Source organism: Ekhidna sp. ABH4_415, from assembly GCF_056161305.1.
The window spans coordinates 26,082-45,306 of the sequence record NZ_JBSWYW010000010.1; the positions used below are offsets into that span (position 1 = coordinate 26,082).

Annotated in this window: 13 protein-coding genes; 7 read left to right on the plus strand and 6 right to left on the minus strand. The window is 42.3% G+C overall.

Annotation, left to right across the window (positions count from 1 at the left end; genetic code table 11):
- Positions 1–754 precede the first annotated feature (754 nt).
- The gene (locus tag ACXAH9_RS16045) at positions 755–1,222 is read left to right on the plus strand and encodes a hypothetical protein (RefSeq protein ID WP_474895867.1); all 468 of its coding nucleotides are present in this window, start codon (positions 755–757) and stop codon (positions 1,220–1,222) included.
- On the opposite strand, the gene ACXAH9_RS16050 is transcribed toward ACXAH9_RS16045, so the two are convergent.
- Both ACXAH9_RS16050 and ACXAH9_RS16055 read right to left on the minus strand, forming a co-directional pair.
- Complete coding sequence (locus ACXAH9_RS16050; protein ID WP_474895868.1) at positions 1,219–2,145, minus strand: SDR family oxidoreductase; 927 nt, start codon at positions 2,143–2,145, stop codon at positions 1,219–1,221. The genes ACXAH9_RS16045 and ACXAH9_RS16050 overlap by 4 nt on opposite strands.
- A 237-nt stretch (positions 2,146–2,382) precedes the next feature.
- A complete protein-coding gene (locus tag ACXAH9_RS16055; protein WP_474895869.1) occupies positions 2,383–4,134 on the minus strand; it encodes a sodium:solute symporter family protein in 1,752 nt (583 codons plus the stop codon).
- Between the two features lie 130 nt (positions 4,135–4,264).
- Here ACXAH9_RS16055 and ACXAH9_RS16060 point away from each other — a divergent pair, with 130 nt between their 5' ends.
- Positions 4,265–6,634, plus strand: coding sequence for an ABC transporter permease (locus tag ACXAH9_RS16060; protein ID WP_474895870.1), 2,370 nt, complete (start codon positions 4,265–4,267; stop codon positions 6,632–6,634).
- Positions 6,635–6,785: 151 nt separating this feature from the next.
- On the opposite strand, the gene ACXAH9_RS16065 is transcribed toward ACXAH9_RS16060, so the two are convergent.
- Positions 6,786–8,147 carry an NAD-dependent succinate-semialdehyde dehydrogenase gene (locus ACXAH9_RS16065; protein WP_474895871.1) on the minus strand — a complete coding sequence of 454 codons (1,362 nt, stop codon included), beginning with the start codon at positions 8,145–8,147 and terminating at the stop codon, positions 6,786–6,788.
- Positions 8,148–8,207: 60 nt separating this feature from the next.
- Here ACXAH9_RS16065 and ACXAH9_RS16070 point away from each other — a divergent pair, with 60 nt between their 5' ends.
- From ACXAH9_RS16070 to ACXAH9_RS16080, 3 genes are all read left to right on the plus strand, one after another.
- Positions 8,208–9,341 (plus strand): FAD-dependent oxidoreductase, encoded by a 1,134-nt coding sequence (locus tag ACXAH9_RS16070; protein ID WP_474895872.1) that lies wholly within the window; start codon positions 8,208–8,210, stop codon positions 9,339–9,341.
- 79 nt (positions 9,342–9,420) lie between these two features.
- Positions 9,421–10,545 (plus strand): 4-hydroxyphenylpyruvate dioxygenase, encoded by a 1,125-nt coding sequence (gene hppD / locus ACXAH9_RS16075; protein WP_474895873.1) that lies wholly within the window; start codon positions 9,421–9,423, stop codon positions 10,543–10,545.
- A gap of 113 nt (positions 10,546–10,658) precedes the next feature.
- On the plus strand, positions 10,659–11,027 hold the full coding sequence (locus tag ACXAH9_RS16080) for a cupin domain-containing protein (RefSeq protein ID WP_474895874.1): 369 nt from the start codon (positions 10,659–10,661) through the stop codon (positions 11,025–11,027).
- Between the two features lie 9 nt (positions 11,028–11,036).
- Here the strand turns inward: ACXAH9_RS16080 and ACXAH9_RS16085 are convergent, their stop codons facing one another.
- Positions 11,037–11,495, minus strand: coding sequence for a MarR family winged helix-turn-helix transcriptional regulator (locus ACXAH9_RS16085; protein WP_474895875.1), 459 nt, complete (start codon positions 11,493–11,495; stop codon positions 11,037–11,039).
- A gap of 102 nt (positions 11,496–11,597) precedes the next feature.
- Between ACXAH9_RS16085 and ACXAH9_RS16090 the strand changes: the two genes are divergently transcribed.
- Positions 11,598–14,291, plus strand: a complete 2,694-nt coding sequence (locus ACXAH9_RS16090) for a hypothetical protein (protein ID WP_474895876.1) — start codon at positions 11,598–11,600, stop codon at positions 14,289–14,291.
- On the opposite strand, the gene ACXAH9_RS16095 is transcribed toward ACXAH9_RS16090, so the two are convergent.
- Complete coding sequence (locus ACXAH9_RS16095; RefSeq protein WP_474895877.1) at positions 14,292–15,698, minus strand: MATE family efflux transporter; 1,407 nt, start codon at positions 15,696–15,698, stop codon at positions 14,292–14,294. It lies immediately after the preceding gene.
- A gap of 437 nt (positions 15,699–16,135) precedes the next feature.
- On the opposite strand from ACXAH9_RS16095, the gene ACXAH9_RS16100 reads away from it, so the two are divergent.
- Positions 16,136–17,140 carry a hypothetical protein gene (locus ACXAH9_RS16100; RefSeq protein WP_474895878.1) on the plus strand — a complete coding sequence of 335 codons (1,005 nt, stop codon included), beginning with the start codon at positions 16,136–16,138 and terminating at the stop codon, positions 17,138–17,140.
- Here the strand turns inward: ACXAH9_RS16100 and ACXAH9_RS16105 are convergent.
- The gene (locus ACXAH9_RS16105; protein WP_474895879.1) at positions 17,137–19,179 is read right to left on the minus strand and encodes a M3 family metallopeptidase; all 2,043 of its coding nucleotides are present in this window, start codon (positions 19,177–19,179) and stop codon (positions 17,137–17,139) included. The genes ACXAH9_RS16100 and ACXAH9_RS16105 overlap by 4 nt on opposite strands.
- Positions 19,180–19,225: the final 46 nt, after the last annotated feature.

Below are 19,225 nucleotides of genomic sequence, written 5' to 3' on the forward strand. Positions count from 1 at the left end.
GTGAATAAGGTAGATATATTAATATTTTGGTCATAAAGTGAGATTCATTATTCACACTTTGTCGACCACTTTTTTCATGGGCTCAATTCCCTGCGATTTCAGTATGTAACTTATGATTAATGCTGCGTAGAGCAACACAGCTCTTTTCGCTGCTTGCGATAAAAATAATGGCATTTTTAGGTGGTTTGGATAGGTTAGGTAATGTGGTTTATACTTAAATAACTAAAACAAGTAGCTGACAAACATATTTGAATTAATCGAAAATATCAATTTGCCATTGCTTGAATGAATGAATGGTAAGCTCCGAAGGATAAAGTGTAGCTCTGAGTGAACGAAGGGAAATCACAACCACAAATACTCATCTCTGATTATCTCATGGGATTCCTCTCCCTCGCCATGGTTGGTCTTGTGACCAACCATCTGCTATGCCATTTCTTTAAAGACTCGTTGGTGACAACACCAACGAGGGCGGACCTTTTACGACCTAAGAAGGCTAACCCTGTATGATTTCGCTAATAATGAGCTGTTGTATACGGTGGATGATTGAATGTCACTGCCTTTCTCTAATGGAGAAGTAAGTAATCACTTCACCCCCTAGCCCAAGAATCTTCGGACAGCTCAAGGGGGATATGTTTGGCTCAAAGCATGAGATCGTTTCGCCAACCCTTGAGATGAATGTACTAATATTATTTACGTTATTGAGAGGGAAGCATGTGTGATTAAATCAACAACTTTCTGGTCAATGGCTAAATAAATGCTTAAATTATATTTCGAACATCTGAGGCATGCGATGAAAGCCATCTGTCTTTTACTGGCAATTTTTTTGTGCTCTGCATTTCTTATGCACTGCAAGAGTGATGAAACCCAATCATCACCGCTAGAAGCATTAGTAGGCACATGGGAGGCCTCACAAATTGTTTTTTCTGACTGTCTTAACCCTGAAGAAGATGGAACTTTAACTTGTGATCCATTCTGCATACGAATAACTATCAATACTGATTCTACTTACGACTTGATTGAATTCGATGATGATGGAAGCCAAAAAACTGAAACTGGTGTGGTTGCTGTTACTGCAAACACGATCCTGATATGTGAATCTACCGAGCCTAACTGCATGGATCCGAATACATATACCCTTGATGGAGACATTTTACTGATAACCGAACAAGAAGATGATATCTCCGGGTGTCAATCGGTATTTACTTTTGAACGTATCAGTTAAATCTTCAGCTTCCGCATCCCTTTAAAGTACAGCCACATCATCTTGAGTTTGGAGCCGCCTTTCTTTCGACCCATTTCCATAGCGTCCCAAAGCTCTTCCGGGATGGCGTCCAGCATGTTGAACTCTCCCGCTCCTTTGAGCCACTCCGCACCATCAATGGTAATCACTTCGCCATTGATATATGCTGAATAATCAGAAACAAGGTAGGCGGCAAGGTTCGCCAGCTCCTGGTGATCACCTACTCTACCCAGAGGTACTTTTTTGGCCGGATCATATTTCTTCTTTAGATCGCCTGGTAGTAACCGATCCCAGGCACCTTCGGTCGGGAACGGTCCGGGAGCTATTGCATTACTGCGTATCCCGTACTTCGCCCACTCTACTGCCAGTGATCGTGTCATTGCCAGCACACCACTTTTAGCACAAGCAGAAGGAACCACATACCCAGACCCGGTCCATGCATAGGTAGTTACAATGCTCAGTATATTACCACCCTGCTTATTTTCAATCCAGTCCTTTCCCATGGCAAGGGTGAAGTTGTAGCTACCCTTTAAAACGATATCTACCACGGTATCAAATGCCCGATGGGACAGTCGCTCGGTCGGACTGATGAAATTGCCTGCCGCATTATTAAGCAGTACATCCACTTTACCAAACTTCTCTTTAGCTCCTTTGATCACTCGCTCCACCTGCTCATATTCACGCACGTCACATGCTACACAGTGTACCGGATAGCCTGTCTTATCAGTTATTTCTTTTGCGGTTTCTTCCAGCACCTCCATCTTCCGACTTGTGATAACCAGGTTGGCACCCAACTCCGAAAAATAGGATCCCATGGACTTTCCCAGTCCGGTTCCTCCGCCTGTTACAATGATCGTTTTCCCTTTCAATGATTCCGGGCTTAGCATTCCTTGTGTATGACTCATAAGCATATTGTTTGGATCAGCAATATAGCCAAAGGGGGCAAAAAAGAAGAGGCCCTGAAAAGAGGCCTCTACATTAGGCAGTGAATAGAGCGGTGAGTATCTGTGTGTAAAGAACAGCACTTATCAAATGATAATCAATACCCCAATTGGGGTATTTTTCGATTTTTATTTGAATGGTTTAGTCAACCAACGAACGTAAAAACTATGCAAAGTGAGTGGTAAGAAACAGCTCCTCAGCTAGTCCTTCCACCATTTTATGATAAGAAAGACAGCAAATCCGAACGCCATAAACATCAATAATGCAAAAAGAAGATTGCCATATAAAAGATTACCAATTGCAAACAAGGCAGCATATACCCCCATCGTGCCAACGAAGACTGACAATAGGTGATAACCAAGATTGGATGTACCCTTATGGTCAAATTTCTTCCATCCTATCCCGGGTTTCACCTTTTCTACAAAGGAAGCAAGCTTTTCATTGTCTTCCGGTTTTGTTAACAACGAAGTAAGTATCCATACGGTCGTTGTGATGATGGTCGCGATGATCAAGCGTGTGGTAAATGCATCCAGATAAGGGTTTGTCAGCATGTCATCTGACACTGCCAAGACCAAAACAAAGGCATTGATTGTAGCAACAATCATCCCCACGATCTCTGTAATGGCATTGATACGCCACCAAAACCATCGAAATAAAAAGATGGCTCCTGTTCCAGCGCCTGAAAGCAATAGTATGTTAAAAGCCTGTGTTGCATTTTCAAGTATAGTCAGAGCAAGGATACCAGCGATGATCATCAGGACCACAGTAGACAAGCGACCAATCAACACCAGTTGTTTTTCAGTCGCATCGGGTTTAATGAATCGTTGATAAAAGTCATTTACTACATAGGATGATCCCCAATTGAGGTGCGTACTGATGGTCGACATATAGGCTGCTATCAAAGAGGCGACCACTAACCCCAGCCACCCCGGAGAGAGTAAAGTGAGCATAACCGGATAGGCAATATCATCCCCAAGGTATTGTTCACTGATGGTTGGGAAAGCTCGTTGAATTGAATCCAGGTCCGGAAACAAAATAATGGAAGCCAGCGCCACCAATATCCATGGCCAGGGTCTTAACGCATAATGCGCAAAATTGAAAAACAGGGTTGCCCCCACGGCATGTCGTTCGTTTTTTGCTGCTAGCATGCGCTGGGCGATGTATCCTCCTCCACCCGGCTCAGCCCCAGGATACCATACTGACCACCACTGCACAGCAAGCGGAATGATAAACATGGTGACCACTAATGAGGTATTATTAAAATCGGGAATAATATCAAGCTTCCCCTCCAAAGATTCATGTGCCAGCAATCCTGAAAGTCCGCCTACCTGAGGTTGAGAAACTGCCACATATGCAGCGTAAACGGCACCAATTAAAGCGATCCCAAACTGAAAAAAATCCGTCCAGATCACTCCCTTTATTCCTCCCAGTGCTGAATATGCCGCTACGACCACCGAAGCAATGACCACTGTGTAAATGGGCTCCATACCAAAAAGTATAGATGATATTTTGATTGCCGCTAAGGTCACGGACCCCATGATCAAGCAATTGAAGAAAATACCAAGATAAAGAGCTCTGAATCCCCTAAGGAAAGAAGCTGCTTTACCTCCATACCTCAATTCGTAAAATTCAAGATCTGTCAGGATACCCGACCTTCTCCACAACCTGGCATAAATAAACACAGTGACCATTCCTGTTATAAGAAACGACCACCAGGCCCAGTTTTTCGCTACGCCACCTTCTCTTACGAATCCTGTAACAAGGTTGGGAGTATCCGCAGAAAAAGTGGTTGCCACCATAGAAACTCCCAAAAGCCACCAAGGCATGGATTTGCCTGCCAAAAAATACTCCAATGAGCTTTTTCCTGCTGATCTACTTGCCGCAAGACCAATTCCTAATACAATGAGAAAGAATGCTCCGATTACAATCCAATCAAAATGGGATAATGCCATGATGGGTTAAGTTGGTTTTGGTGAAAATAATATGAAGCATGTAACCAATCGAATTTACATGAGTATTTCTTTCAGTCATGCAACTTTTGGCAATCTCGCAAATCCTTAGACAAAACTTACCTCTACTCACATGCTTAAAAATTTCTTTCTTATCTCCATCCGAAACCTGAAGAAGAACGGACTTTATTCCATTATCAACATCTCAGGTTTATCCATTGGTATCGTATGTAGTGTGCTCATTCTCCTATGGGTAGCCGACGAAGTATCCTATGATAAGTTTCTACCCAAATACGATCGATTGTATCAGGTTTGGATCAGCTCAGAATTTGACGATAAAGTAAACAACTGGCAATCAGTACCTCTCCCATCTTATGAAGAGATGAAGGTGATTGACAGCAATATTAAAAGCTCGGTGGTAACCGGATGGGGTGGCAATCGTTTGCTAACCGCTGGGGATACACGAATCATTAAACGAGGGTACTTTGTGAGCGAAGAGTTTCTGGAAATGTTTGAGTTTCCGCTCGTTTCCGGCACACACTCAGCGGCATTGAAAGATCCCATGTCCATCGTGCTTTCCGAATCGTTGGCTAAAATCCTTTTCGGTGATGAAGATCCTATAGGTAAACAAGTAAAACTGGAAAATGATGGCACCTTGCAAGTTACGGCCATCCTGAAAGATGTTCCCGAAAACTCCACTTTTCAATTCGATTACCTGGCGACATGGAAATATCGAGAATCTGTCAATGAATGGGTCCGCGACAACAAAGACAATTGGGGCAACTATTCATTCCAGGTCTTTGTGGAGCTAAACGATCCCATTAGAGAGATGGATGTAGAGCAGAGCATCTACGACCTGGCCATGGAAAAAGATGGAGAACATGGCATGGAAAAGCACTTCTTTCTTCACCCCATGTCTCAGTGGCGCTTGTACTCTAATTGGGATGATGAAGGAAATCAGGCTGGTGGAAGAAGTGACTATGTTCAGTTGTTCACTGCCATTGCCATTGTCATTCTGATTATCGCCTGCATCAATTTTATGAATCTGGCCACCGCACGATCTGAAAAACGTGCCAAAGAGGTGGGTATTCGGAAAAGTCTGGGAACCAGCCGAACCCGATTGATCTATCAGTTTATTTCTGAATCTGTCTTTATTACATTTATCGCATTTCTCATAGCGGTACTTTTAACCGAATTGGCCTTGCCTTCCTACAACTCGCTGGTAGAAAAACAACTTTCTATTAACTATTCTTCCCCCCTATTCTGGGCTGCTGCTATCGGAACCATACTTGTGCTGGGAATTATTGCAGGTAGTTACCCGGCTTTCTACCTGTCTTCATTCAAACCAGTTGAGACCCTGAAAGGAACCATTAAAGCAGGTAAAGGAGCCACAACCCCAAGGAAAATATTGGTGGTCCTGCAGTTCGGCTTTTCCATTGTATTAATGATCAGCACGATTGTCATTTTCCAGCAAATCAATTTGGTAAAAAACAGGGACCTGGGCTATGATCAGGAACGATTAATTGCTGTGGAGCTAACAGAAGATCTGAGAGACAACTACGAAGTTTTGAAACAAGAACTAGAATCTTCAGGACTTGCTGAGTCTGTAACGCGATCCAATTCACAGATCACCCAAATCAATTCCAATAACTTCCTGGGATGGCCGGGCAAGCCAGAAGATCGTAGGGTCATATTTACTACCATCACCACCACTTATGATTATGCCAAAACGATGGGCATAGAGGTGCTAATGGGGCGGGATTTCTCTAAAGAATTTGGGAGTGATTCCAGTGCCATTGTGATAAATAAAGCGGCACTGGATATCATGGGCCTTGAGGATCCAATTGGCACCAACCTAGATTTGTGGGGAAGCAAACGAAAACTCATTGGGGTAATTGATAATGTGCTGATGGGATCACCCTATGATCCGGTTAAGCCTATGTTTATGATTCTGGACGACTGGGGCGGTTACATTTCTGTACGACTCAAAAAGACGAATGATCTCCAGCAGACACTTGCAGGGTTGGAAGAAATCTTCGCAAAACACAACCCGGCATACCCCTTTGAGTACAACTTCGCTGACGTGGAATTTCAGCGCAAGTTCACTACCATTAAACTGACCCGAAAGTTGGCCAGCTTATTCGCCACCCTAGCCATGATCATTACAGGACTTGGTTTATTTGGTCTGGCTTCTTATACGGCAGAGCAACGGATTAAAGAAATTGGAATTCGTAAGGTGCTGGGAGCTACAATCACGAGCCTGATGAGCCTAATGTCTAAGGATTTTGCGAAACTGGTCGTACTCTCATTCCTCATCGCTGCACCTTTTGCCTGGTATCTGCTGGATCAGTACCTGGATAGATATACCATCCGGGTGGATATTGCCTGGTGGATATTTCCGATGGTGGGGATCATTGTGCTTATCTTTGCCATTCTCATTGTATCAGATCAGGCGCGCAGGGCAGCAAAAGCCAATCCCGTGAACTCGCTAAGGAATGAGTAACTAATCCCCTCGTGGGAGCGGTTCGACGCTTCGAGGTTTGGGGTGGGTATTCAAAATTTATTTTGTAAATGCTATGTTTTTTCAACCCACCTCTATTTCTCCTCCAAGGAGGAGATTTAATGTTTATTTTAAAATGAATTTTTCCAGTTTTCTACTTAATATAAACCGTCTTAACATTCACAAACTCTTTGATTCCATGGTGAGATAATTCCCTTCCAAATCCACTTTCATTGATGCCTCCAAACGGCAATCGTGGGTCAGAAGAAACCATTTCATTTACAAAGCATGACCCTGCTTCTAATTTTTCAGCAGCTAATTTCTCAGCTTTGGCGACATCACGAGAAAATATAGCACCACCCAATCCATAAAATGTATCATTTGCCACCTTTAATGCTTCATCCTCATCTTTTACTGCAATAACCGTAGCAACAGGTCCAAAAAGTTCTTCCTCATATGCAGGCATACCTTTCTTCACATTCGTTAGAATTGTTGGTGGGTAATAATACCCTTTCATATCCGGGATCTCACCTCCTAAAATGCATTTTGCGCCTGCCTCAATGGATCGTTTCACCTGATCATGTAATTGGTCACGATACTTCTCTCCTACCAATGGTCCCAAATCGGTTTCTTCGTCTGTGGGGTCTCCGAAAGTATAAGATCCCATTTCTTCAATAAGTCGTTTTTCCACTTCTTCCTTTATCGATTCAGGAACAATGAACCGCTTGGCACTGATGCAGCTCTGCCCGTTATTTTTTAGCCGGCTGGCAACTGTGACCTCAATAGCTAAATCCAAATCAGCATCCTCCAGAATGATGTACGGATCGCTCCCACCTAGCTCCAAAACACATTTCTTTAGTGCCGCTCCTGCTTGTTTTGCTACTTCCTTTCCTGCTCGTGTACTTCCTGTCAATGTTACAGCCTTGACATGTGGATGTTCAATCACATTAGAAGCTTGCTCATTACTGATATATAAATTACTGAATACTCCTTTTGGAAACCCGGCTTTTTCAAAGACCGAAACAATGGCTTCAGCACACCCAGGCACATTAGGAGCATGCTTGAGAATTGCAACATTTCCTGCCATTAAGCTTGGTGCAGCAAACCGGAACACCTGCCAGAACGGATAATTCCACGGCATAATGGCAAAGACGGTTCCTAGCGGCCGATGACTTACATAGCTATTTGAAGCATCTGATTCAATGATCTCATCTTTTAAAAACTCTGCGGCATTATCTGCATAAAACTCACAAACCCAGGCACATTTCTCTACTTCTGCTTCACTTTCCTTTAAGGTCTTACCCATCTCATCGGTCATCACTTTGGCTAAAGCCTTCTGCTCCGTCCTTAACACATCGGCTGCCTTATTCATTAAATCAGCTCGATAACCAAAAGAAGTATTTTTCCATTCCCCGAAGGCGCTTTGACTAGCTTCAATGGTTTCAATAACATGTCTATCCGTGTGATTTGGATAATCCTTTAATGCTTGTTCGGTAGCAGGATTTATGGCTTGCATAGTATTATCGTTAATAATTTTCGTGAGTTTCTAATTATCTTCTCTCCAGATTTCATATTTATGGATACCACAAAACATGTTGACAGCAGAAGAGGTTTCATAAAAAAGCTAGGAGCCGCAGGATTATATGCCTCCACGCTGGGAATACCTACCCTTTCATCTGCTTTTGATAAAAATCAATCGACCTATTCCCGCTTAAACCCCGTCAAGGTTTCGCGAGAAAGAATCATCCGACAGGTGGCAGGCTTACGTCCTTATCGTCCGGCTGGCTTCAATCTCAGTGTTGAGCAGTTGGATAATAAAACCATCATTCACAACTATGGGCATGGAGGAGGTGGGATTTCATTATCATGGGGTACTGCATCACTCGCAATAGACCAGATCAAACAACCAGAATACACCCCTGTTGGTGTGCTTGGAGCTGGTGTTGTGGGCCTTTCCAGTGCAATTCTTTTGCTGAAACGAGGAACTCCGGTCACTATTTACACTGAAAACCTTCCTCCAAACACGACCTCCAATGTAGCTGCTGCTTTTTGGGCCCCTGTTTCTGTATATGATCCGGGACAAGTGAACGAGCCATTCGTTAACACCTTTAACCAGGCCTCACAAATTTCTCAACGTATGTTTCAGGACCTGGTGGGCGACAGGTATGGTGTGTGGTGGATGAAGACATTTTTCATGCAGGCACCCTTCGACTTTCCCGGTGGGAAAAATCTCTATCCGGATTATAAAAAGCACAATTCTGATTCCTCACCATTCGGTCATATTTCTGACCCGGAACAGCTGCATTCACTCATGATAGAACCTCCGATCTATATGAAAGCACTTCTGGATGATTTTTTTCAATTAGGTGGTAAGTTGGTAATCAAAAAAATGCATCAGCCGTCTGACATTCTGGAATTAAATGAACACACAATTATGAATTGTACGGGGCTGGGGTCCCAAAAATTATTCGGGGATAAAACACTCACACCAGTGAAAGGACAACTAAGCATTCTTTTACCCCAGCCTGAAATCAATTACGGCTATGTTAACCTAACTCCGGGAGGATTATTGTACATGTTCCCCCGAAAGGATGGAATCATACTGGGCGGTACATCTGAAAAAGGTGAGGCATCCCTCAACGCAGACCCTCAGGAGACTGAACGTATTATAAAAGGGCATCAGTACATTTCACAAAACCTTAAGGGTTAAGCTTTACGTACAATTTGGAAGGGAAACAATTAAAGCCTTAACTTTGTTGTTAAAACAACTAATATAAACCACATAGATCATGGAACGCACTGCACTAGCACCTGATGCACAAGAGAAAGATTTCATGCCAATCAATGGCACGGACTATTTGGAACTTTACGTAAGTAATGCCAAGCAGGCCGCTCACTTTTACAAGTCTGCTTTTGGTTTTCAGTCCCTGGCTTATGCAGGATTGGAAACAGGAATCAGAGACCGGGAGTCGTACGTGGTAGTACAGGATAAGATCAGACTAGTTCTGACTTCACCCCTTCGCAGTGGAACCGTAATCGGTGAACACATTGATAAGCATGGTGATGGAGTAAAGGTTACTGCACTTTGGGTTGATGATGCTACTGTTGCATATAATGAAGCCATGAAACGAGGAGCAAAATCCTTCATGGAGCCAAACACGATTGAAGATAAGCATGGAAAAGTGGTGCAGTCTGGTATTCACACGTATGGTGAAGTAGTTCACATTTTCATAGAAAGAAAAGACTACAATGGTATCTTCCTTCCTGGATATCGCGAGTGGAAAACAGATTATAACCCAGAGCCTGTTGGACTTAAATACGTAGACCACATGGTGGGTAACGTGGAGTTGGGTGAAATGGATAAATATGTGAAGTTCTACGAAGAAGTGATGGGGTTCAAGCAAATCATGTCGTTCGATGATAAAGACATTTCCACCAAATACACAGCTCTTATGAGTAAGGTGATGAGTAATGGGAATGGCCGTATCAAATTTCCAATCAATGAGCCGGCTGCCGGACTGAAGAAATCACAAGTCGATGAATATCTGGAATTTTATGAAGGAGCAGGTGTACAACACATTGCTGTAGCCACTGATAACATCATCCAGACCGTAACTGATCTGAAGAACCGAGGCGTAGAATTTCTGAAGGTGCCCGATACCTACTATGATGTGCTAACGGAACGTGTGGGTGAAATCGATGAAGACATTGATGCCCTGCGTCCATTGGGTATCCTTGTAGACCGTGACGATGAAGGATACCTTCTTCAAATCTTTACTAAAACGGTTCAAGCCCGACCTACGATGTTCTTTGAGATCATCCAGCGAAAAGGAGCCACTTCTTTCGGAAAAGGGAACTTCAAAGCTTTGTTTGAAGCACTTGAAAGAGAGCAAGAGTTGCGAGGTACTTTATAAATACTCCATTCACTACTAATCACACTGGAAAGGAGCTCGAAAGGGCTCCTTTTTTATTTGATTAGAATCTGATTATCTGTTTCACTTACCTTCGTGTTCCATAAATTTTAATCATGCGATCAATTTTTCTTTCTGCCATTCTCTTTGGTCTTATTCAATGCACCACAAATAAGAAATCTTTACCCGATCCGCTTGAAGCTGGGTGGAAAAATCAGTCCGTATGTGAGATATTGGAAGAGAATGATAATGTAAGGGTGCTCAAGTGCACATTTCCTCCGGATGTGGGTCATGAGCGGCACTTTCATGCCGAACATTTCGGGTATACGATCAAGGGAAGCGCATTTAGAATTATTGATGAATCAGGTACAAGAGAAGTGAACGTTCCTACGGGAAGCAGCTTCTACAATGAAAAAATCGAATGGCACGAGGTGCTCAATATCGGAGATAGTACGGCGGTTTTCTTAATTCTGGAACCTAAGTAGAAAACCAGTTTAATCTTTCTGGGTATAATTAGTAAAAACTTTGTCCAGCAGGTTAATAAGCGTTTCGTATTCTTCTTCAGAAAGATTGGTCCAACCCAGTTTTCTGGATTCTTCTACCGCAGGAGTTGCTTTGCTAATGACATTGTTGCCTTTAGGAGTAATGCGGACATGGTATTTTCTACCATCTGTCTTGTCACGTATCCGTTCCACCAACTTTTTTTGAACCAGAAGGTCTACAATACGCGAGACGGTTGGTTTATCTCTAAAGCTCATGTTGGCCAGATCAGTTTGAAACATATCCTTCTCCCCTATCTTGGAAAGGATCACCCATTGTTCTGGTGTGATGTTAACTTTCTTTTCTTTGAATCTACTGATCAGATCGTGGCGAACCACTTTGTATGTTCGATCTATAAATGACCCTATTTCTTTATAATCTGGCATAATCTCTAAATATATCTTTTTTTGCATTATGTCCGAAATTAACACTGGGTGAAAAAAAACAAACAAAGATTGCTGTAGGTACTAAAAGCTCCGTAACTAAGTTATTTTTGAGTAAATCAACTTCAGAGCTTGAAAAAGGTTTTAATCATCACATCCATATTGCTGCTGGCTGGAGCAGGATATTTCACCTACGATAAGTGGGTCAAACATGCGAACCTGACTAAATGGAGCTTTGTGCCGGCAGATGCATCATTGGTTATAGAGGGTGAAGTAATTGAAGATTTGCAAACCCTTCAAGGATATCCGGCATGGTCCATAATAGAGGAATCTACCGGGTTTGACAACTTCAGAAAAGGACTCTCGTTCCTGGATTCCATCAACGGAGAGGGTGGATTTAGGGCTGTGTTTGAGCGAGCTCCTGTGCTGGCTTCTGTACATAAGGTATCCAGCAGTAAGTTGGATTTTTTATTTATCGTAGAGCTTCAAAACATCTCGCAGAATACGTTTGCCAATGCTGCAATCGGAAGGCTTCAAAAATCCGGCTATCGTTTTAAAACAAGAAACTACAATGATTTCAAAATCAGCGAGATCAGCAAGGATGGCAAAACACTGACGTTTATTTTTTACAAGAACTTTTTTCTTGCCAGCTTCACACCTTATCTCATCGAAGATGCCATTCGGGTAATTAGTGACTCGGCACTCCCTGCATTTCGAGAGAAATTCAATAAGCTAAATGATACAGGCACTCAAGGCCTGATTTCCTGCTACGTGAATTATGAAAAAGCCGGTGCTTTACTGGGAGCATTTGCTTCATCAGAAGTAGACTTTACTATGAGAGCTGGAAACTACGAGCTGATGTTGGACTCTTCCTTCCTTCAATTTTCGGGTTTTTCTTATAGTAAGGAGAATGGGTGGATTGGGACCCATACTGAGCAGCCATCAACATTCGATATGACTGAAGTAATCCCTGAAAACACCGCTTACCTTATGCATATCACTTCAACCAATATGTCCGGATGGAAGGAAAAGCAAATTAGCTATGTGCAATCCAATTATCCCGAGGTAAAGAAATTACAAGACTCACTCAGAATACAATTTGATTTTAATGTGGATCAGGTATTCGATCTGATTGATGAAGAAATAGGGATTGCAACCCTGGAATCACCGAGATCGGGTGATCAGCAGAAACTCTTGATCCTGGAAATGAAAAACATGCAAGAGTCTCTAAGCTTTTTCAGTCAGCTATCTCAGCGCATCGCCTTATCAAGGGGAGATACGGTTTACTACGAATCCTATAGTGACAATGAGATTCGCTTCCTTGCCATAAGGGACTTTCCATATACTCTTTTTGGGGAGATGGCTGCCGGATTTGATCAGTGTTTCTATATCAATTATCGAAACTACCTGATTTTTTCTAACGACCTGCTGGAATTGAAAAACCTCATAGCATCGGTGCAAAATGAGGATACCTGGGGTAAATCAATCCAGATGAACAACTTTTTTGGAAGGGCAAATAATGCAGCAAATGTTAGCCTTTTCGTGAATGTCCCACGGGCATGGAACAATATTACCACATCGCTAAAACCGGAATGGCAAGACCAATTCAAGGAAAACACCAATACCTATCGATCGATTGAGTTGGCCGCCTTTCAATTTAGCTACCTGGATGGCCGGTACTTTACCAATTACACCTTCACCCAACCTACTAGAAGAAAATCCAGCATTCCTAAAACCAGTGCGGATAATGGCGTTCGTTTTGTAAGTCCTATCATAACCAAACCATTCCTCGTTCGCACCCATGCACATAAAGACTTTGACATTATTCTTCAGGACAGCACGAACACGGTTTACTTCCTTGACCCAAACCAGAATGCATTATGGTCTGAAAATGTGGAAGGACGTATCATTAGTGATATTTATGCCATTGACTACTACAAAAACGGTAAGGTTCAATACCTCTTCGCTACAGCATCCAAGGTCTTTATGATTGACCGAACAGGAACATCGATACCGGGCTATCCCAAGACGCTCCCTTCCCCTTCTAAGATTGGACACCTTAACCTGATTGATTATGATCGTAGCAGGAATTACCGTCTGGCTATCACAGATACGGATGGTAATATTTACCTGACGGATAAGGACATGAAATTACTAAATGGCTGGAATCCAAGAAAGATGAATCGAGGGGCAATTGGCCCAATGGATCATGCAAGATTAGGTAGAAAAGATGTGATGATCTCGTTACAACAAAATGGAGTGATCAACCTGATGAACAGAAGAGGTGAATTCATGAATGGGTTCCCTTTTGAAACACGACAATCCCTTAGTAAAAACTATTTTCTTCGGCAATCAAATTCCCTCAGCAATTCATCTTTGACGGTCATATCTGAAGGAGGTGAGTTAACGGAAATCACACTTGAAGGCGGTGTAGTAAAGCGCGATCAGCTTATAAAAACCAGTGCAGATACTCAGTTTCGATTGATCCCTGATACAGGTAGCGATTCATTTATTATCATCAGAAATGAAGGCAATACCTACGAAGTGCTGGATGATACCGGCAACCTACTATTTAGCAAGGACTATCTATCCGAAGGTCCTATCCTGGTTCAGTACTATCAGTTTGGGGCAGGGAAAGATCTGGTGATCTTCACTGATCAGCAGAACAAAGCCCTTTATATCTATGATAAATCCGGCAACCTGATTACAGGCAATCCACTGAACTCTGAATTCGAAGTAAGTCTGATCTATTCCAGTGCAAAGAAAGAATTCCAGGTCTTCACCACATGGGAAGAAAACCTTGAACTCTATACATTTAATTATTGATCACACTTTAACCGTTTTCCATTTGCCTCTCTTAAAGAGTGCAATAGCAATCACCGCATAAAGGCTATGGCAAAATGCAATACAGAAAAAGACACCATCAGGTCCCCAGTCATACACCAAAGCCAGCAGGTATGCCATTGGAATCTGGATCGCCCAGAAAACGATCAGACTGATCACGAGCGGTGTATACGTATCACCCGATCCGTTGAATGCCTGTCCGATCACCATCCCATATGCAAAGAATATGTAACCAAAACATATGATTCTCAATGCCTGGATACCAATATCACGTACATTATCAGTGGCACCAAACAGCCCCAATATTTGATTGGCGAAAATGAAAAACACAATAGCAACCACCACCAGGAATATGGTATTCCAAAGGGCCGTTCGCCAGGCAGATGTCTCTGCCCGATCCGGCTGACCTGCACCCAGGTTTTGTCCAACCAAAGTAGCCGCAGCATTAGCCATGCCCCAAGATGGAAGTAGTGTAAAGACAATGATCCGGAAGGCAATGGTATAACCAGCCAGTGCTTCCGCTCCAAAATTGGCAATTACTCTAACCAGAAAAATCCAGCTCGCTGATTCTACCAAAAACTGAAATACACCTCCGGTAGAAACCACGATCATTTCCTTAATGGTTTTCCATTTCACGACAACACTTTCCCAGCCAATCCTTACGATGGCTTTTCCATTAATCAGATGAAATAGTTGATACACAACTCCAATTGATCTTCCGGTTGTGGTTGCAATGGCTGCACCTTCCACACCAAAAGCCGGAATTGGGCCATAACCAAAGATGAACAATGGATCAAGAATAATATTCAGTCCATTGGCAATCCACAACGATCGCATAGCGATGGAGGCATTGCCTGCACCCCTGAAAATTGCATTGATAAGGAAGATCAATATGATACTTAGGTTTCCGGCATACATAATCTTTGTATAGCCAACTCCTTCAGCAATTAATGATGGATCCCCTCCCATCAGCCTAAGGATGTCCTCTGCAAAGAGGAAGCCCGGAACACCAAGGACCACTCCTACAACCAAAGCCATCAGTATTGCCTGAAAAGCAGCATTGTTTGCCCTGTCATAGTTTTTCTCGCCAATTCTTCTGGCCACAATGGCTGTTACTGCCATACTTAGCCCAACTGCAATTGAGTAGATAATCATCAACACCGATTCAGTCAAGCCTACTGTAGCCACTGCGTTTACGCTTACTTTGGCAACAAAAAAGACATCAACCACCGCGAATAAGGATTCCATGACCATCTCGGCGATCATTGGAATGGACAATAGTACAATCGCACGGTTGATACTACCGGTAGTAAATTCAGTTTCTTCGCCTTTTAAAGCGGATATAAAGAGTTTAAAGACTCTGGATATAGAGAATGATTCTTTCGTCATTTCCAGATGAAATTAGATGTTTTGAACCGTGCACATAGCGTGACGGCTTTAGTAATTAGTTTAGAAATAGTAACGGATAGTTTGAGATACCCAGCCTTGGGGTTACCCTCGGGTGCGTGAAGGCGTGGTATTTACAATCTCAGCGAATAGAATCATAAGAATACAATAGTAGCGTTTTTTCTCAATTTATGTGGCTTAAACAACTTGAAATTTTTAAAATCGGTCACAAATTCTTTGTTTCTTTCAAAATTGTCTCGGTGCATATACTTTGTATACAATATAAATATCTGAGCGTTTTATTGATGAAAATAGAGTTTTCATACCTGTTTCTAAAGGATTGATCTTCGTAATTCATTGATCCAAAAATGATCTTCTTACAGCGATAATCTTCTTAAAATACAATTCATATCTACATTATTGATTATTTTGCCATCCTAATGGATCACGACTACAGCCTGTTAGTAGAAAACCTAAAAGGGAGAAGGTATGATGAGGCTCTGCGAGAGCCTGTACTTTCGGATGCATTTCATCAATCCGGATACTCGGATTGTCTGCTGTATGTACTGGAATCCATGGTTGAAATTGACGTATCTTATGCATATAAAGTATATGCCAACTCCCGAAGAATTCATGAGCTCATTGCCAAATCATTGAAGAAGCGTGGCTTTGACGTTGATTACCGATACCAGGGAGCATTAAAAACATTTACCAATATTTTGCTGTATGGTGATGTAGAAATTATCGTGATAAAGAAAAACCTGTCTGACAAACCTCATCAGGATATGCAGACATTGGCTATCGACATGCATGATACATTGCGAAAAGATCCTACTTTTAAATCGATTGATTATAGTGATAAAACAAGAATTCGGATCACGGCTCAAAAGCCAACATGCGAAATCGACATACTCCCGTCTATGTGGGTTAATAGTGCAGAATACCTCAAGACTAAAAACGAGATTTACAGAGGAATAGCAGAATTTGATTTTAAGAAAAAGAAGGTTAAGAAGTACCTACCCTTTCTGAATATTGCTCGCATCAACTCACGGGATCAACACACGAATGGCGCCCTGAAAGCCATGTGCAGACTTTTAAAAACGCTGAGAGCAGATTCTGACGACCGAGTTGAGCTTAGGGATTCGGAGATCAATGCCATCCTCTATAATATGTCACAAGAGGAATTGACCGTTCCTTTAAATAAGATTTTAACTCTCCTGCCGAAAGTAGAAGCAATGCTTGATAAACTTTCTAAAGACACTAACTACTTTAATCGAATGCTTTCTCCTTCTGAAAAAGATAGAGTCTTTGCCGGACACCCTGAGAAACAAAAGGAAATTGCAAAACTGAAAACTTCTCTTTCACGCCTGATCACAGATGTGAAGAATGATCTCGAGATTCACAACAAGTCGCTCAATTCTGAAATCCCATATCTGGAAGATTAAACCAATCCAGCCCTTTTTAAAAGTGCTTCGGGTGTCGGCTCCTGCCCTCTAAACTTTTTATAGAGCTCCATCGGATGTGCTGTTCCTCCTTTACTTAAGATATTTTCCTTGAAAGCGTTTGCTGTCTGCTTATCAAAAACACCATTTTGCTGAAACAACGAGAAAGCATCTGCGTCAAGCACTTCGGCCCATTTGTAGCTGTAATATCCTGCAGCATATCCTCCGGCAAAGATGTGACCAAACTGTACACTCATGTTGGTTCCTTCAACCTCAGGAAATAACTCTGTAGATGCAAAAGCCTTCTTTTCGAAAGCTCCAACATCGGTTACTTTATTGGCCTCTTCGGGTGAAAGGCTGTGCCAGGCCATATCCAGAAGACCAAAACTTAGTTGGCGAACAGTGGCGTATGCCTCATGATAAGTTGATGATTTCTTAATTCGTTCTACCAGCTCGGCGGGAATGAGTTCACCTGTTTCGTAGTGCTTGGCAAACAGATCTAAACATTCTTTTTCGTAGCACCAATTTTCCATAATCTGCGATGGAAGCTCTACAAAGTCCCAATAGACACTTGTCCCCGATAAACTTTGATAAGTGGTATCTGCCAGCATACCATGCAATGCATGTCCAAATTCATGGAATAAGGTCGTTACCTCATTAAACTTTAGCAGTGAAGGGTGATTCGCTGAAGATGGCGTGAAATTACAAACAATGCTCACTTGTGGCACCACGCGATTTCCATCCCTGATGCATTGATTGCGATATGAAGTCATCCATGCTCCGCCCCGCTTTCCATCTCTGGGGAAAAAGTCTGTCAGGAAAACTGCAACCACCTCTCCTGTTTCATTCAGTACTTCATAGGCTTTCACATCCTCATGGTATACTTCCAGTTCATCATTTGTCTTAAAAGTGATTCCAAACAGCTTCTCTGCTGTAATAAAAACCCCTTCGATTGCGTTCTCCAATTTGAAATACGGTTTTACTAATTCATCATCGAGCTCGTATTTTTCTTTTCTAAGTTTCTCTGAGTAATACGCCCAATCCCATCGTTGCAGTTCGATATCATGCCCAAGTTTCTTAATATACGCTTTGATTTCTTCCACCTCTTCTTTGGCCTTCGGAAGGCTCTTTTCCATCAAATCTTGCAGAAATTCAGAGACTTTATCAGGTGACTCAGCCATTCGCTGTTCCAGGATATAATGCGCAAATGTTGGATATCCCAGCAAAGAAGCCATCTCTGCTTTTAGCCAGATTGTTTTTAATATTAGCTCCTGATTATCTCTGTCATTCCCCTTGAAGCACTTGGTCATGTACGCTTTGTACATCTTCTCTCTCAGCTCCCGATTGTCCGCATATTCCATAAAAGGAATGTAGCTGGGTGCCTGCAGCGTGAAGATCCAGGCATCTGGTTTATCTTTCTGAGTTGCCAGCTCTTTGGCACGAGCTCTCACATCTTCCGGTAGACCAGAAAGATCCTTTTCATCCTCAATTACTAATTCAAATTTGTTTGTTTCGGCAAGAAGGTTCTCCGAGAAGGTCAAGGAAATCTTAGATAACTCTACACTTATTTCTTTAAATCGTTCTTTCTTATCACCTTCCAGCTCTACACCTCTTCGAACAAAATCAAGATAGGTCTCATCCAACAGTTTCTTTTGTTCGACGTTCAAATCAAGCTCATCCTTTTTCAAATAGACAGCTTTTACACGCTCGAAAAGCCTGGAGTCCTGCTTCACTTCGCTATTGAAAGCAGAAAGTTTTGGAGACACTTCCTGAGCGATCTTTTGTAGGTCGTCAGAGGTTTCAGCTGAGTTTAGATTGAACAGTATTGAGGAATTTCGGGAAAGTTTTTCACCACTACTTTCCAGAGCCTCAATGGTGTTTTCAAAAGATGGATCTTCATCATTGTTGATGATCGCATCAATTTCCTTTTTTGCCTCTTCCAATGCTTTGTCTATTCCCTCACCGTAATCATCCATCGCGATTTTTGAAAATGGAGGTAATTCATATTTTGTATTGAATGCGGATAAAAGAGGATTTGACATCTATCTAATTGATTATATTTCAAAATTGAAGGGCAAAGGTAATTGC